Origin of the sequence: Algoriphagus antarcticus (assembly GCF_002150685.1) — a bacterium.
In the GTDB taxonomy this organism is placed as follows: Bacteria; Bacteroidota; Bacteroidia; order Cytophagales; family Cyclobacteriaceae; genus Algoriphagus; species Algoriphagus antarcticus.
Genome location: NZ_MSSW01000098.1, coordinates 13,664 through 27,964, shown reverse-complemented (window position 1 = coordinate 27,964; position 14,301 = coordinate 13,664). Strand labels below are relative to the sequence as shown.

The following is a 14,301-nucleotide window of genomic DNA, read 5'->3' as shown; positions in this document are numbered from 1 at the left end:
ATTCACTCCGCCTGAAGTGAGATTTTGACCGTATTCTGTAAGTTGCTGGATCAGTTTCTTTTCCATTCCTGTACGTACAAAGCTGGCTGGTGACAACTTGAATTTCTTTGGATCTACGTATTTTCCTCCCGACTACTGTACGTGAACCCCAAGCTCTACATTGTCTCCCTTCTGCACCTCCTGAGACCGGGAAGGCCCAAGAATTCGGTTTCTGCCTGCGTTCAGCCAAGCCGTGGCATAGCCGCCGGGAGTTTTGTTATGCTCTCCTGCTCCCTGTCGGGATTCTCTGATTCCTTCAAAATCTTTCTCTTCTTCCTCTGCATTCTCTGGCTCCATTGTGGCTATTCTGGCACCGGAAATTGGAGCACGGATCACCTGTCTTACATTACCAAGATGATCTTTTACAAAGAATTCATATTGGAAAGCAGAGTTTTCATACGTCGCCCTTCCCTCTTCGTGTAGGACGTATGAAATTGCACTGTTATCGAACACCAGTTCACCCAAGTAGTCTAGTCTCTTTACTGTTGCTCCATCGGTAGTGACTTGACGGAGCTTTGTTCCCTGCGCATCATACCAGTAATCGATTTTCTTATTGGTTCCTGAGAAAGTGATGGTGGCCGGAAGATTAAGATGGTTGTAGGCAATGGAAGTGATTTCTTTGTCCAGATTTTTGCTCAGATTTTCATTGCCGTCATATTCATACTGAGCAGTACTTTTATCCTTAAAATCCTGAGATATATAAGTGACGTTGGACTGATAATCCGTTACCTGTGCTAGTTTATTGCTATTGGTAAAGTATGAATACGACAAATTATCAATCAATCCCCAATTGGATATTGTTTTGGTATTTACCCGTTGCATAGTGGTTATATTACCGTTTGCATCGTAATTGATATAACCTACCTTGTATGAACTCCTGAATACTTCATTGGCGTATTCTGCATGGGTCTCCGGAAGTGTCTGTTCGCAATTGTTCGTTTTCACCTGTTTTTGTGCCTGGCCGAAGCTGTCCATTTAATGGCATTGAGCAATAAATAACCTGCCCAGCCTTTAGTTAAGGTTTCGCCTGCCTAAAAACTTACTGCATCTGACGATTGTATTTTGTCAAGCAAAAGTAAGTTATGACCCCAAGGCAAAACTGCTACAGCCTGTGGCAGTTTTGCATTTTCCTGATAAAAGCGTTTCATGTTCCACAAGTTGCGGGGAGACAAACCCATATCCGGAAACTCATGTTTAAGATCAAGGGATAATTGTTTTACCGCACCGCTGCCATAGCCTTCTTCCAACTGTTTTTCATTTGTCTATAATTTGTTTTTTTATAGGGCAAATGGAATCTCGCAAAACGTATAATCATCTCTCCGTGTGTCGCCTGCGTGATGCTCGATTTCAAAAAGTAATTTTCCCAAATTCCAATAAACAGAATTCGTAGAACTGTTTATTTGCTTAGCGATGACATTACGGGCAGTTCTGATTTCGGTAACTGCAAGCTTAAGTAAATCATTACAATCTGCTTGGTTAATGTTGGATTGAGGCATTTTACTCATCTGTCTGAACGTTGCTTTAGCTTTATTTCTAAATCAGTTTTGAGTTTTCGTTTGGGCTCCCCATTGCATTTTATTTCCGGATGATTATGCTCGGATGGGTGATAAAAGTTGATTGAATTCCAGAATCCTGATAGTCTTGGGACTTAAGAGCTTCAGGTGATAAAGAATAGAGGAAATAAAGTAGAAAAAAAAGGAACTTTCCCAAGACAAATGCTGCCTTTCACTAAATCACTGAGCTAAAACGATTTTTAGCGCTACTTCATACTGGACTGTTTCCTACTATTGGTTTGCTCAGCATCTCCCAACTCAATAAAGACACACTTTTTCTGATACTTCCCTTTCTCATCTTATGAATTCTGAGTTTAAGGCTGATGGCAAAAATACACTTGTCTTGACGGATTCTTAAGAAACCTTGTCTTTTATCTTATTATATAAATAAACTAAAATTACAATTGCCAATACGAACAGGATGGCTCCCATAAAAAATTCAATGATTTCCATTACGAGGGTTATTACAAGGATTGCCCCAAGAATAATTATCCCTAATACGATTAAGCCTAGTTTTTTCATAATTCACTTTCTTTATTGGCAACGACCACTCTAATTTTCAATTCCAAGTTGACCAAAAAAAATCATTGTCGAAAGGGATTACACTAGTTTTATTGCCAAAAAACCAACACAATTGCTATAAAAAACGGAGCACTTGGCTCCGCGATAAGTTAAGTTGTAAAATGATTCATGCATAGTTCACCATAGACGTTGCCCCCATCTCGGAGTATTCCCATCACTCGTTAGTGGGTGAGTTTGTAGTTTCAGAAAGACCAATCTATAATTGGCTTTTCTACTTTCTCTCTTCCATCTATTTGAGGAGAAGGTGATCAGATCAGCTATCATTTGACTTTCAGTGTCAAAACTTGATTATTAAGTTCTGGATTTGAGACCATGGAAATCATAAAATTGATTTTGACTTCGACAGTAGGAATACAGGCAGAAAGCAATTTCTGAATATAAAAACACCCTTCATAAGGTGGTTCAACTTACCTCATTCTATCCCGGAAATTATCGCAAGGGAATTCTAAAGAGAGCATCTGTATTCACAGCTATCCTCTCTCACTAGCTCTGAATTCCATCCCACCCTTCTCCCGTTTCGTCCCAAAGATTAGTTTAGTGGATTGGGGTCAAGTATTCTTAGGGAGTCAACCAAATATCCTGGTAAACAATACGAAAAACTTGTGAATGTTGGATGCCTTATTCCTTTAATGGAATAGGCGCACAGCAGAAATCTCTCATTATGAAAAAATACCTACTCTTTCTCTCTATCCTCAGTACTTTTTTATCCAGTCCAGACTCATTAGCTCAACAGTTAACCAAAAGGGCGATAGAAAAAGACCTAAACCACCTAGATAAAATTCTTCTAACCGAATCCTCCTACCAAGGACTGAATGGATATGACTATCAATCCGATTTTAAAAAATTTCTGGAAAGCATCAATAGAGATCAAATCTCTACCTATGATTTTGGGGTGTTCTTAGCTAAGACTATTGGAAAAATCGGTGACAGACATGCCTATATAAAAGACTATGAAATTCGCGATTCACTTTATTTCCCAATTGCCTTTGCTCCCTATCAAGACAAAGTATTGGTAGTAGATTATAAACCTGAAGAAAATGAATATGCTTTTTGGGATGAAGAATTTCCCTATCTTAAATCAATCAATTCCATCCTAATTGAAAAGCTGATAAAGCAACTTCTCCCAGCAGAAATCCTTGCCCCTGAAGCTTCCTATTTCACCAATGCAGTAAGAGAATTAAGAGATATTGAATTAGTTTCCCGGAGATTAGACTTCCCTATACCCAATCCACTATCAATCACACTAGCTAATGATCAGGGGGTAGAAAAGGTCGTTCACGTCAATTTGGTGACTGGGATCAAAAGAGCTAGGTATTGGGATGAGCGATTTTTTAAGAATCCGTTTCGCTTAAAAGAGGAACAATACAACGACAAGGAATCAATAGCAGGGTTATTCAGTCTGGAAAACAAGATCGGATATATGCAAGTCCCAGAAATGGTAGCAAAGGAAGATAGCCCAGTATTCTTTGAGATTCTGAATGACTTTATTTTAAAGGCAAAACAGACCGATGCATTGATTATCGATGTAAGGGACAACGGTGGTGGAACGCGAGATTTAATTCAAGAATTGGCAGGCTATTTTATTCATCCAGATTCAGTCTATGTCGTCAATGCCGCTAGGCAGAGGAGAACCTCACCCTTGACTCAAGATCAAAAAGAAGACTTGCACAGACGCTTCCTATTTTCAAAGGAGGAATTGGATACTAGAGAACAACTGTCGGTAGAAAACTTCATGAGCACCTTCCATCCCAGGTATGAGTTGGATGATGATAAGTATAGTGACTACCATTACTACCTGCTCAATGGGCAAAAACTAAGCGAAGGAAAATACCACTATAACAAGCCAATTTACCTGCTGGCTAACGAAAGAACCTTCAGTGCGGCTTCAATACTTGTTTCTGTCTTTAAGGATTTGCCTACCATCTCTGTAGTGGGTGTAAACACAGATGGTTCAAGTGGCAATAGTCAGCGATTTGAATTGCCTAATTCCAATCTAACAGGAAAAATAAGCACCATGGTATCCTTTCAAAAAAACGGGGATTTATTGGATGGCGTAGGCACAACCCCAGATATCCTTATTGAAAGAAGTCTGAACCAAATTTTCATGAAGGAAGACTATCAACTTAATAAAGTAATAGAATTAATAAGGAGCCCCTAAAAACGCTATACATCTATGTAGGTGTATTGGATAGATTGATGACCACTTTAGCTGAGTTCTAATAAGTATCGGCCAGTAGCAATAGCCAAAGCGCATGGGCTTGCAGCAACCTGCTATGGCACGATAAAAACTTTCGCTAAAAGGCTCTTCCAAAACCAAAAACGCAAAGCATAAAATCAACACCAATATCAATACCGACGGAACAAAGAACTTCTCAAATTTGTCGGTCAATAACTGAGTCGGGGATTTCTGCGCTTTGGCTTCATTGACCAATGTGATCAATCTTGAAACTGTAGAATCCACCGAAAGCTGCAACACTTTGATCTCTAAAGTTCCGTTGCCGTTTATGGTCCCTGAAAACGCCCTACTCTCCTGAGGAACATCGGTTATGGCTAAATCCTTTGCATCAGTATCTTTCATCGGAACTTTGTCGACCGGGATACTCTCACTGCTGATTGGCTACTGATCTACCGCACTTTCCCCCGCTATAATCACACCGTTTGCTGAAATCCGTGTATTTGGTTTAACCAGAATAACTTCTTCTAGCTGCAACTCTTCAATCCCCACTTCCTTCGTGCTTCCAGCCTCTTTTTTTCAAGGCAGTTTTTGGAGCAAGAGACGCTAGGGATTCTATGGATTTGTGTGCTTTTACCATCGAATAATGCTCTAACGAATGACCTAAGCTAAATAAGAACAGCAGCAAGGCTCCTGCTGCCCATTCCCCCAAGATCGCAGCTCCAATAGCAGCGACCAACATGAGAAAATCAATTTCAAATCCTCCTTTTAAAATTGTTTCGATTGCTTCTTTGGCTGTAAAGAAGCCTCCAAAAAAGTAGGCTCCTATATAAAATCCCAGACCTATTCAGGAACAGTCTCTACAAAGCTAAGCCCAAACCCGATACCCAAGAGGGCACCACAAGTAATGGGGAAAATCACTTCTCCATTCTTACCGAAAAATCCTGAATGGCCAGCTGTTTCCTTTTTCATAGTTTAATCTTTTTTAAGTAAATCCGTATTAAAATATAAAGTACTAAAAGCCCTAAAATAAAACCTGCAGCCACATCTGTAAACCAATGAGCCCCTAAATAAATACGTGAAAATGGGACCGAAAAAATTAATATAAGAGAGAAAACAATTATAGAATATCGAAGTGGCTTAATAATTCCTTTCAAATGCAACATAAGAAATACCAGCAAACCAAAGAAAACAACATAAAAAGAAGTATGGCCACTAGGAAAACTTTGATGTTGAGCATCAACTAGTTTATTGACAAAATCAGCTGAGGGTCTTGGTCTATTAATTATAATTTTTATCACATATGTGAGAATCCAAATCGTGCTACTAAGACTAATAAATAAAGACTCTCTTTTATACTTAAAGAGTAAGAATATTATGGCTGCACCCAGAACAATTCCAACAGCAACCCAAGTACTTCCAAACCAACTGATTCCCTTCATTAGTATGTCCAGGTAATAGTTTTGCTGTTCTTGCACTTCTTCTTAAGATTCAAAATCTATAATGGTGGTGGTAGAAAATAGACGAATGCTGTAAGCAAAAGGAAAACACCAATCAAAGCAAAAATCAAATGATGAGCCTTTTTCTTACCTTTTAAAAATTGAAAATATTTCGATATGTCCATAATTTAAAATGTTTAAAACTGACATTGAAATCTGATTTTTTAAGTATTCAGGTGATTGAAAATAGGTATTAGAAGGTGCATTTTGGGCCAATAAATTAACTTTTGACAGTTAAAAATTATTTTCACATTCCAGCTGGGATTAGTCAAGATTACGCTTAGGTAATAATCCCACTTCACTCAGATAGAGTTCTAATTCATCCATTTACTTAATGACCCTCACCTTCCTCGGTACTGTTTTTAGCTTTTGAGAGTAGAGTGAAAGCACCTTTTGTTACCAGTTTGATATCCTGATAAGCACGTCCGGAATCCAACAGCGTGTATCCATCTTCCTTACTTCCCATTTCCACTTCTATCATTTCATAATGCTTTATGCTCCGCAAAGTGGGACACTAAATTTGGAATTTTCTGAATTTCACAGCATAAATCCAGACCGGTAGCCACTGTGCTGAATATGAGCACAGAAAATGCGATATGTTGTAAGAGTTTCACTGAATTCAAAGCTACTAGATAAAGCCGTGCAAGGCTAACCATTGAAAAGTCAGGAGATCAGTTAAAATGAAATTTTATTTAGAAAACAAGAGTCTTTTAATTCCAGCTGAAGCATTAAAAAAAGTTAGTATCCCATTGAGTGTGCAAGTGTAAAAGTTATTCTATAATTTCTCTGCTCATTCGAATGCCTTGAAATATTTATAGGAACACTTTTTCGGCGTAACTTTTCACATTTAAAGCTATAAACAAAGAAGATGTAATAAGCGAGGAATTACTCAAGCAGTTCAAATAAGCTAAAACTTATATTTTTAAAATTTTTTTACTCAGTACAAATACGACCAATGGTAAAATAGCAAATTGCAAAACCGGAGAAAGACCTACTTCAACAATTGGAATTATCGGCATGGCATACGCGTACGACCAATCGCCTCTTGATGTATGCCACATCTCTGCCAAAATAGCCCCTACTCCACCAACTAGTATCAGTACTAAGCTTCTATTGAATCTTACAAGTACAATCCAAAGTACATTTTTGTAAATAAGACCAAAGGCAAAGAGCAGAATCATAACCATGAACATATCTGCTATTGAAGCCAGCGCGCAAAAAGAAACATGTCCCAAATCATATTGGAATCCTTCATATAAAGGACCATGCGCTATTTCCCACGTAAAGTTCAGTATAAAGGCTACAACAGCAGTGGTAAATACGAATTGCTTATAATTGCGCTTGTCCAATACCTTTTTAAGGAAATGGACATATCCCGCAGTTATCAAGATTAAAGCAAAAGTGGGCAAAACAAAAATTCCAAGGCTTAGCTTATCCATTAAGTTAGATTTAAATTATTTTATTGATAGTGGTGGTCACTGAAGCTCAAACAAAATAGTGATTGTATAAGGTCATGAGCAATTTGATCTAGTGTTTCAAGATTTTGGTTCAAAGGCTTTCATAACCGATCTAAGTTTCGCAATGACTAAAACCGCCCCTATATCTTCAATAATGGCCAATACCAATTAAAAATACTTTTAGGCGAGCCAGCCACCGGTAAAACCTGCCAAGCGCAAACCTTTTATGATAGGAGGACTTTTTTTCATTTGATTCCAAATCAGTCCTGATTTATAATTTTCGATCATTAAAATGACCGGCCCTTGGTTTAATCCAAATTTCCATGGTGAAAACCAAACTGTCGGGTGAGTGCCTTTGACAGGAAAAGTAGGGTTAAAACTTGCATCAAAACCATATTCACCGTGTTTTTCGAAATCATGTCTTTCTATGGCATGCCGGATGGTGCTTAGAACAAGCTTTGGTGCAAACGGAAGGGAAGCTGCAACCGCCCATGGAGAAATGGTGCCGTCATCCGGTCCGAAAGGAATCCCTCTTGCCTTGTAATCAAAAAACTTTCTTGAAATACCGTTGATTATACGCTTACTTGGACCAGGGCCATCACTGGCCGTAAACCCCCAACAATTTTCGCAATAGTGTGCGAATCCCAAAGGATTTTCTATGGCATATTGTTGCTGGACCAAGGTTGCACGCCGACTGTTTTCAAAATAATCTACACCGATCTTCTTATTAAGCTCATCACTGATTCCTTTAAAATCAAGCCAGATGTGAGACATCTGGTGTATAAAAAGAGGGCCTGCGTAAAGGTATTCTATCTCGTATAGCTTTTTGAATTCAAAAGTGGCTATCCATTTTTTATAGATAGCCGGATTAATCGGAAATGTGGGCGAACCAAGTGCCATTATATACATTATATGCGCCTCGCTATACTTTTTGTCCCAACGGAAACGAAGAAACCCAGACTCCGGCTTCCACCCATGTGCAACCGAGTCGCGACCGTTCAACGCCCACTGCCAATCTACCCGGGCATAGAGCTCATCGGCAATAGTCCGGATTTCAGTTTCAGATTTATTTTCTCCTGAAAAATAATTTCGTGCAGTCAATGCCCCGGCCAATAATATAGCGGTATCTATCGTGGACAATTCACTTTTCAATGCCCGTTTGCCAGTTTGCATATCAAGGAAATGATAATAGAATCCCTTGTATCCTGTCGCCTCCACTGCAGTACACTGATTGCTGGTATGAAAAAACTTTAAAACTGTAAGCGTTCTCCTGATTGCCTCGTCACGGGATATATACCCCCGTTCAATGCCGACTACATAGCAGCTAAGCCCCATACCCACCGCTGCTATGCTTGATGGAGATCCCGGTTGACTTTTATCTGCTATTAACGCCGTATTCCCGTTTACCTCTTTCAGAAAATACCCAAAGGTTTCCCGCTGAAGGAGATCAATCATTTCTGTATCAGTTCCCTGGGGATTTACCTTTTGTAAGCGTTTAGATCTTAATGGTTGTATCATTTTATTACTTATGCGGTATTAACTTCATTTTAGTACGCATGGCAGTCATCCGAAAAATGGCTAAAATATCAGCCAGAACGCTGGGTATGTTAGCAATCATAGCAATCCGTATTGTAAACCACAGTCCATACTTACCAAATACCGGTTATGAAGTCTCTGCTAAAGAATGATTTACATATAGATCATTTTCCTTATTTTGGTTTCTTCTCTTCCTTTTCCAGTATCTTATTTTCTGTCTTCTCCTTTTTAATATCCTGCCGAATAAGTCCGAATAAACTCATATAGAAATTGGCAATCCAAACCAATGAAAATCCGGCTATGATGTAACCTCGCCAATCACTCATCAGTAACGTGTAATCCGTTATAAACAGAAAAATAATCGTTATGTAATGGCTAAAGCAATACTCACAGGTAAAGAGGTAAAAGAATTTTCTTTCCAATAAAGTTTTACCTCGCGCACTTCGATTAACACAATAGTCTTTGAGTTCCCGAAAAACTTCTTCGTGAGTCACTGTCCACGCGATGCAGGCAATGGGGATGGCCAAAATAAAAAGCCAGATTATTTGTAGGGAGATTGTCAATGTATTTGTTGCTTAAAAAATTCAGTATCCATTTCTAATTTGGTACTAGCGACGAATAAACTTTTATAGCTAACAAGAAAACCAACAATTTCCATACCCATGCCTGACAAACCTCCTTTGATTACCACTGCTTTGTTTTCCTCTTTTTTCATTATCCTTATTGAATTATGTGGTTGAGATTCCAAGTAAAATATGTCGGTTTAGTCTTTAATAGAATAAGTCCATATTGGGCAATCCATACGGTTGACAACATCCTCTGTCATACTTCCAGAAAATAAATGAGCCAAACCTTTGCGGCTGTGTGTCCCCATCGCGATCATGTCCGCCTGAATTTCATTGGTGAAATTGATGATGGAATCCGACTCATAAAAATCATTTCGTGTGTTGATCGTATAGTTTTGAAGATCAAATTCCTTGGCATATTCTTCCATCATAACTTTTTCATCACTTGTTCTCTTCATATTATGAGGTGTATTCACTAGCAACAAATGAAGTTTTGCGGAAAAGAAATTTTGTAACTCTCTGATATGACTCAGTAATTTATTTTGCTTCGGATCAAGTGTGGTGGGAAATACGATGTTTTTAATGCGAGACAACTCGAGCGACTTCCTAATGGCCAATACAGGCAATGAAGAGAATCGAACAACTTTTTCAGTATTTGATCCCACAAGGAATTCTTTAAACCCAGTTGCCCCTTGTGTACCCATTACGATCAAATCCGCTTTATTTTCTTCTGCTATGCGATTAATAGTTTTTGTGGTGGGGCCGTGTTCTACCAAAGTGTGAATCTTGATTCCCTCATTCGCCCACTTGGATTTCAATTCTTCAAAATTCTTTTCGGCACTTACCGTCATATCATTTAAAAAATTTTCCTCAAAATAAAGTGGGGGAACCAGCATTGTACCTCGCAAGAATGGTGGCTCTACTACATGGAGTAAAATAATTTCTCCTTTGCTTTGTTTTGCTATCTGAAGAGCAAATTTAAAGGCCTGAATTGCCGAATCAGAAAAATCGCAGGGGACAAGTATTTTTTTCATCTTTTTATTTTTTACGTGAAGAATTTATATTGAAAGCTAAAGCCTATATCTTAAAATGAATCTGAGAGTTTATTTGATCAACCCTAATCTGTGATTTTCATTTTAAAGTAAATGAGTATTCGCTTTGTCGCACTTACCGAAATAAAGCGAAATCTTAATTTGAAATCGGCTCAAATTCTCTCCGATGAGGCGGAAGATAAGAGCCTGTACCGAATATCGGGAGGGATTTAAGAAAGCTCATCAGCACTAAATTTGGCGACGTGCAGGATTCCGCAGGGTCACAATATCTTTTGACCTCGCACATTGACTTAACATTGTTTTTCTGATAAAGAGGCAATTGGAAAAATAAAGAAACTAAGACCAAATTTTTCAATAAAATCCAAATAGTATGTAGTCGTTAGGTATTTGCAACGATCTCATAATTACTATTTGTGTGTAATTAAAGCCGGAAACCTCACTAGTGATAGGAAGCTTCCGGTAAAATTTTGAATGGCAGGCTCATACTGTGCTACTAGTTTCCCTTGTCTTTTTTCTCTTTGTCCATCATCTCTTTCCCTTTCTTCATGGACTTTTCATCCATTATTCCTTTATATGCATCTTTTTCATCATCTTTTTCATCATTTCAGGGTCTTCCATCATTTTATCCATCATCTGTTCATGATGTTTTTCCATCATCTGCTGCTGCATCATTTTCTTCATGGATTCATCTTCCATCATTTTATCCATCATTTGCTTTTTGGCTTCCTTATCTCCCATCATTTGCTGCATCATTTGCTTTTTGGCCTCTTTATCTTCCATCATTTTCTGCATCATCATCTCCTTTTTTTCTTTATTGGCCATCATTTGTTGCATCATCATCTGATTCTCCTCCTTGTTACCCATCATGTCTTTCATCATCATTTTTCTGTGCTCCTGGTTTTGCATCATTTGCTGATGTAAGACTTTCATAGCTTCAGGGTTGTCCGAAAGATTATTCATGAACTTATTCCTCATTTCACTGTCGTTTAGGATTGCATCAAAAACCTCCTGCTGCTTTGCCTCCTTTTTCATCATCTTCTCCACGTTTTGGGCTTGTACCCCCACGATTGATAATGTCAATACAAATGCGGTTATTATTCCGGTTATAGTTTTCATAATTATTATTTTGTTGGTTAATGATTTATTAAATATAGACTTGATCTGAAATAGCCTTACTTCATGATTTCTTCACTATTCTCGTCCATTTCCATAGAAGTAGAATCCTTCATCATTTCTTGGTCACCATCCATCTGGTGTTCATTTTCCATCATATCACCATGTTCCTGTTCTTCATTTTTCTTGTTATTACCGCAGGCTAAGATGAAAAAGGGAAGCAGTAATACGATGAAAATCTTTGCGATTTGTTGTTTTTTATTTCTCATAATTTGCTGATTTGTTTAAGTATATTTAAGAGTAAAATATATTAAGAAGTAAGACCTTTGACCTGAGGTTTTAAGGTTTTTGTTCAAAGGCTATCAATGACCGATCGCAGTTTATCCCTGATCTCACTGGCTATTTCTTCCAATGCTTTATTATCTACCGCCTGCATGGAGGCCACCGGATCCACTGCCGCCACTTCCACGCCATCCTCCAATTGCTGTACGATTACATTGCAAGGCAACATAGCTCCAATTTTGCCTTCAGCCAGAAGTGCTTTGTAGGCAAAGGGTGGGTTGCAGGCACCTAAAATTCTGTAAGGACGAAAATCTTCACCAAGTTTTTTCTTGAGAGTTTCCTTTATATCAATTTCGGTAAGGATGCCAAACCCTTCTTCTTTCAATGCATCAGTAACTTTAATTATAGCCTCATCGAAGCTGATATTTTTCAATTTCTTTTCATGATAGTATTTCATAACTATTCTTTTTTGGTTTAGTAATACCATACTAATGATTTTGTAATCAACATACTGTAACAATTGTCACATAACTCATATAATATCATTGTCATGATGGCAAAAAATATTCTTAATTTAGATTTAATATGATTATTCATTTTAAATGATATTCACATCAAATCTGAAAATTAAAATCATACATATATAGCTATTCAAGAGCCTCTTTTTTTCAGTCCTTATTTTAGCCTAAGCATAGATTTTTTTTAATTATACCAGAAACTGTTTTAACCTTTATTAATACTTACAAATGCCCTACCGTATTCACACAAAAAAAAAAATTCACACCACATATTTATCCCAAAGTCCATACGTTTCTTTGATTTCCCCTTTGGAAAAGGAAAGTGCCATTATGATAAGTCCGGCAAGGCTACTGCTTATTGTGTGCACCATATTGCTATCCTCCATCAACCAGGGCATAACTACCAGTGCCAGACCTAACAATACGTTGAAATAGCGGAAGCTTCTAAGCAGCTCAGCCATAGCCACTACCGCAAAAACGATCACCAATGCTCCTCCCAAGTGATTCAAATTGGCCCCGGATGTTTCTATTCCCATCTTGAAAACAAACGGAGAAATCATCAACCAAAGTCCAATGATTACAGAAAGGGTTAACTGCCAAGGAGCAGTCATTCCCCATAGTGAAGATTTGAAAACCTTCCACGGGTTGTCGACAAATGTTGCCAAGTCAGGGGAACGTTGATCGTTTTCAGTGGAAAGTGCGTCACCACCTTTCCAAAATACTGTCCATAACGAATCCCCTTTTTGTTTTCTTTGCACCATATGCTGCCACATCGCAATGACTTCATCGATTTGTAAGGGAATCATGGGAAGCATAATAATGGCAGAAAACAGGCAAAGGGCACACCAGGCGCCTACAGTAAGTGGCTGGGAAATAACCAAGAATATACTCACCAAACCTAGCGGAATAACCAAAATACCAAAAAAGGTGACCATCCAGGGCATAGTACGCCATCGGGAAGTACCGCCCATAAATCCCATCAGAAATTCCAGAGTATAGGCGAGTGTGCCTAGTGCCGCATCTGAAATGGGCCAGCTATGCGACATGTCGGAGTTCAAAACGTTTAAGGTGCCTTCCCCAAAAAATGGGTCCCAGGCAGTATCTACATAGCCCAATTGAAATGCTCCCAAATAGCGGGAGGCTATCCACCCGATAAATGCCAGGCCGATCATAGTGGCACGCTGCGGCCAACTGGAGGGGTTGTAGCTCCAACCTGTAGGCACATTGCCCCCCATTTTCATAAACATAATCATATTGGGCATGCCCGGAATGAGTATAGACAAGGCAATAACTAAGGCCCCAACCATGGTGCCGTTATAATAAGCTATAGCAGTTGGTGCCCAAAAAATAAATGGGGCCATGCTGATCCATATCCCGATAAAACAACTGATCCAAACACTATAAGGACGGTTAGGCTTAAGGGCTCGCCAACCAAAAATAACCAGTAACAATCCACTGATGATATCGCTCCAGTACATGGCGGCGATACGATCACTAAGCGACAACCAGACAGGTCTTCCTCCGGCAGGTGCTACCACATTCTTTCCATAATCAAAAGTGAGTGGTGAAGCGATCATCCAAAATCCCAGCAATACAATAACCCAGTAGACCCAAAGCGTTTGTTTGTGATGATCTTTCAGCATTTTCATGCGGTCATCTGTACTCATTTTCATCGCGCCCATATCCATATCCATTTGCTCATGGCCTTTTTTGTGTTCGTGGCCTTCCATGTCCATGTCCGGACGGGTGACGCCACGTGAGCCCATACCTTCCATTTTGTGAGCTGGTTCTTCCCCTTTGGGTACAAGCTTCATCCCACACTTAGGGCATTTTCCCGGTTTATCGCTGATAATTTCAGGATGCATGGTACACGTATATTGCGTGCCTTGTTTTTTGTCACCCTTCATAGGATGATCGTGACTGTGCATATC

At 38.9% G+C, this 14,301-nt stretch carries 17 protein-coding genes and 1 pseudogene; 1 reads left to right on the top strand and 17 read right to left on the bottom strand.

Annotated elements, in window-relative coordinates; all coding sequences use genetic code 11:
* Positions 1-132: 132 nt before the first annotated feature.
* From BVH04_RS26305 to BVH04_RS26295, 3 genes are all read right to left on the bottom strand, one after another.
* Positions 133-984: a hypothetical protein gene (locus tag BVH04_RS26305; protein WP_240511047.1), complete on the bottom strand. Its 852-nt coding sequence runs from the start codon at positions 982-984 to the stop codon at positions 133-135.
* A gap of 86 nt (positions 985-1,070) precedes the next feature.
* A complete protein-coding gene (locus BVH04_RS26300; protein WP_240511046.1) occupies positions 1,071-1,286 on the bottom strand; it encodes a DUF1016 N-terminal domain-containing protein in 216 nt (71 codons plus the stop codon).
* Positions 1,287-1,316: 30 nt separating this feature from the next.
* Positions 1,317-1,535 (bottom strand): hypothetical protein, encoded by a 219-nt coding sequence (locus BVH04_RS26295; RefSeq protein WP_240511045.1) that lies wholly within the window; start codon positions 1,533-1,535, stop codon positions 1,317-1,319.
* 1,300 nt (positions 1,536-2,835) lie between these two features.
* Here BVH04_RS26295 and BVH04_RS23500 point away from each other — a divergent pair.
* Positions 2,836-4,332, top strand: a complete 1,497-nt coding sequence (locus BVH04_RS23500) for a S41 family peptidase (RefSeq protein WP_086543902.1) — start codon at positions 2,836-2,838, stop codon at positions 4,330-4,332.
* Here the strand turns inward: BVH04_RS23500 and BVH04_RS26290 are convergent.
* The 14 genes and pseudogenes from BVH04_RS26290 to BVH04_RS23450 form a co-directional block, all read right to left on the bottom strand.
* Positions 4,315-4,899: pseudogene (locus BVH04_RS26290) on the bottom strand (P-type ATPase). The gene BVH04_RS23500 and the pseudogene BVH04_RS26290 sit on opposite strands and share 18 nt — an antisense overlap.
* On the bottom strand, positions 4,889-5,089 hold the full coding sequence (locus tag BVH04_RS26285) for a hypothetical protein (protein WP_240511043.1): 201 nt from the start codon (positions 5,087-5,089) through the stop codon (positions 4,889-4,891). Before BVH04_RS26285 ends, BVH04_RS26290 begins: the two are co-directional and overlap by 11 nt.
* Positions 5,090-5,190: 101 nt before the next feature.
* Positions 5,191-5,319, bottom strand: a complete 129-nt coding sequence (locus tag BVH04_RS26415; RefSeq protein WP_262481386.1) for a hypothetical protein — start codon at positions 5,317-5,319, stop codon at positions 5,191-5,193.
* The gene (locus tag BVH04_RS23490) at positions 5,316-5,789 is read right to left on the bottom strand and encodes a phosphatase PAP2 family protein (RefSeq protein WP_140160653.1); all 474 of its coding nucleotides are present in this window, start codon (positions 5,787-5,789) and stop codon (positions 5,316-5,318) included. Before BVH04_RS23490 ends, BVH04_RS26415 begins: the two co-directional genes overlap by 4 nt.
* A 388-nt stretch (positions 5,790-6,177) precedes the next feature.
* Positions 6,178-6,327, bottom strand: coding sequence for a hypothetical protein (locus BVH04_RS25615; RefSeq protein WP_169714500.1), 150 nt, complete (start codon positions 6,325-6,327; stop codon positions 6,178-6,180).
* Positions 6,328-6,760: 433 nt separating this feature from the next.
* The gene (locus BVH04_RS23485) at positions 6,761-7,285 is read right to left on the bottom strand and encodes a hypothetical protein (protein WP_086543900.1); all 525 of its coding nucleotides are present in this window, start codon (positions 7,283-7,285) and stop codon (positions 6,761-6,763) included.
* Positions 7,286-7,483: 198 nt separating this feature from the next.
* Complete coding sequence (locus BVH04_RS23480; RefSeq protein WP_086543899.1) at positions 7,484-8,758, bottom strand: glucoamylase family protein; 1,275 nt, start codon at positions 8,756-8,758, stop codon at positions 7,484-7,486.
* A 254-nt stretch (positions 8,759-9,012) separates the two neighbouring features.
* Positions 9,013-9,402: a hypothetical protein gene (locus BVH04_RS23475; RefSeq protein WP_086543898.1), complete on the bottom strand. Its 390-nt coding sequence runs from the start codon at positions 9,400-9,402 to the stop codon at positions 9,013-9,015.
* Positions 9,399-9,554, bottom strand: a complete 156-nt coding sequence (locus BVH04_RS25610; RefSeq protein ID WP_169714499.1) for a hypothetical protein — start codon at positions 9,552-9,554, stop codon at positions 9,399-9,401. Before BVH04_RS25610 ends, BVH04_RS23475 begins: the two co-directional genes overlap by 4 nt.
* A gap of 48 nt (positions 9,555-9,602) precedes the next feature.
* Positions 9,603-10,439: a universal stress protein gene (locus BVH04_RS23470; RefSeq protein WP_086543897.1), complete on the bottom strand. Its 837-nt coding sequence runs from the start codon at positions 10,437-10,439 to the stop codon at positions 9,603-9,605.
* A gap of 579 nt (positions 10,440-11,018) precedes the next feature.
* Positions 11,019-11,573, bottom strand: coding sequence for a hypothetical protein (locus tag BVH04_RS23465; RefSeq protein ID WP_240511042.1), 555 nt, complete (start codon positions 11,571-11,573; stop codon positions 11,019-11,021).
* A gap of 56 nt (positions 11,574-11,629) precedes the next feature.
* Positions 11,630-11,839, bottom strand: coding sequence for a hypothetical protein (locus BVH04_RS23460; RefSeq protein WP_086543896.1), 210 nt, complete (start codon positions 11,837-11,839; stop codon positions 11,630-11,632).
* Positions 11,840-11,922: 83 nt separating this feature from the next.
* Positions 11,923-12,309 (bottom strand): DUF302 domain-containing protein, encoded by a 387-nt coding sequence (locus BVH04_RS23455; RefSeq protein WP_086543905.1) that lies wholly within the window; start codon positions 12,307-12,309, stop codon positions 11,923-11,925.
* A gap of 321 nt (positions 12,310-12,630) precedes the next feature.
* On the bottom strand, positions 12,631-14,298 hold the full coding sequence (locus BVH04_RS23450) for a vitamin K epoxide reductase family protein (RefSeq protein ID WP_240511041.1): 1,668 nt from the start codon (positions 14,296-14,298) through the stop codon (positions 12,631-12,633).
* Positions 14,299-14,301: the final 3 nt, after the last annotated feature.

Coding starts and splice junctions, on each gene's coding strand:
- BVH04_RS23450 (WP_240511041.1), bottom strand. CDS start 14,298: ATGCACAGTCACGATCATCCTATGAAGGGTGACAAAAAACAAGGCACG.
- BVH04_RS26285 (WP_240511043.1), bottom strand. CDS start 5,089: ATGTTGGTCGCTGCTATTGGAGCTGCGATCTTGGGGGAATGGGCAGCA.
- BVH04_RS23465 (WP_240511042.1), bottom strand. CDS start 11,573: ATGAAAACTATAACCGGAATAATAACCGCATTTGTATTGACATTATCA.
- BVH04_RS25610 (WP_169714499.1), bottom strand. CDS start 9,554: ATGAAAAAAGAGGAAAACAAAGCAGTGGTAATCAAAGGAGGTTTGTCA.
- BVH04_RS23490 (WP_140160653.1), bottom strand. CDS start 5,789: ATGAAGGGAATCAGTTGGTTTGGAAGTACTTGGGTTGCTGTTGGAATT.
- BVH04_RS23485 (WP_086543900.1), bottom strand. CDS start 7,285: ATGGATAAGCTAAGCCTTGGAATTTTTGTTTTGCCCACTTTTGCTTTA.
- BVH04_RS23455 (WP_086543905.1), bottom strand. CDS start 12,309: ATGAAATACTATCATGAAAAGAAATTGAAAAATATCAGCTTCGATGAG.
- BVH04_RS23480 (WP_086543899.1), bottom strand. CDS start 8,758: ATGATTGATCTCCTTCAGCGGGAAACCTTTGGGTATTTTCTGAAAGAG.
- BVH04_RS23460 (WP_086543896.1), bottom strand. CDS start 11,839: ATGAGAAATAAAAAACAACAAATCGCAAAGATTTTCATCGTATTACTG.
- BVH04_RS25615 (WP_169714500.1), bottom strand. CDS start 6,327: ATGATAGAAGTGGAAATGGGAAGTAAGGAAGATGGATACACGCTGTTG.
- BVH04_RS26295 (WP_240511045.1), bottom strand. CDS start 1,535: ATGCCTCAATCCAACATTAACCAAGCAGATTGTAATGATTTACTTAAG.
- BVH04_RS26415 (WP_262481386.1), bottom strand. CDS start 5,319: ATGAAAAAGGAAACAGCTGGCCATTCAGGATTTTTCGGTAAGAATGGA.
- BVH04_RS23470 (WP_086543897.1), bottom strand. CDS start 10,439: ATGAAAAAAATACTTGTCCCCTGCGATTTTTCTGATTCGGCAATTCAG.
- BVH04_RS23500 (WP_086543902.1), top strand. CDS start 2,836: ATGAAAAAATACCTACTCTTTCTCTCTATCCTCAGTACTTTTTTATCC.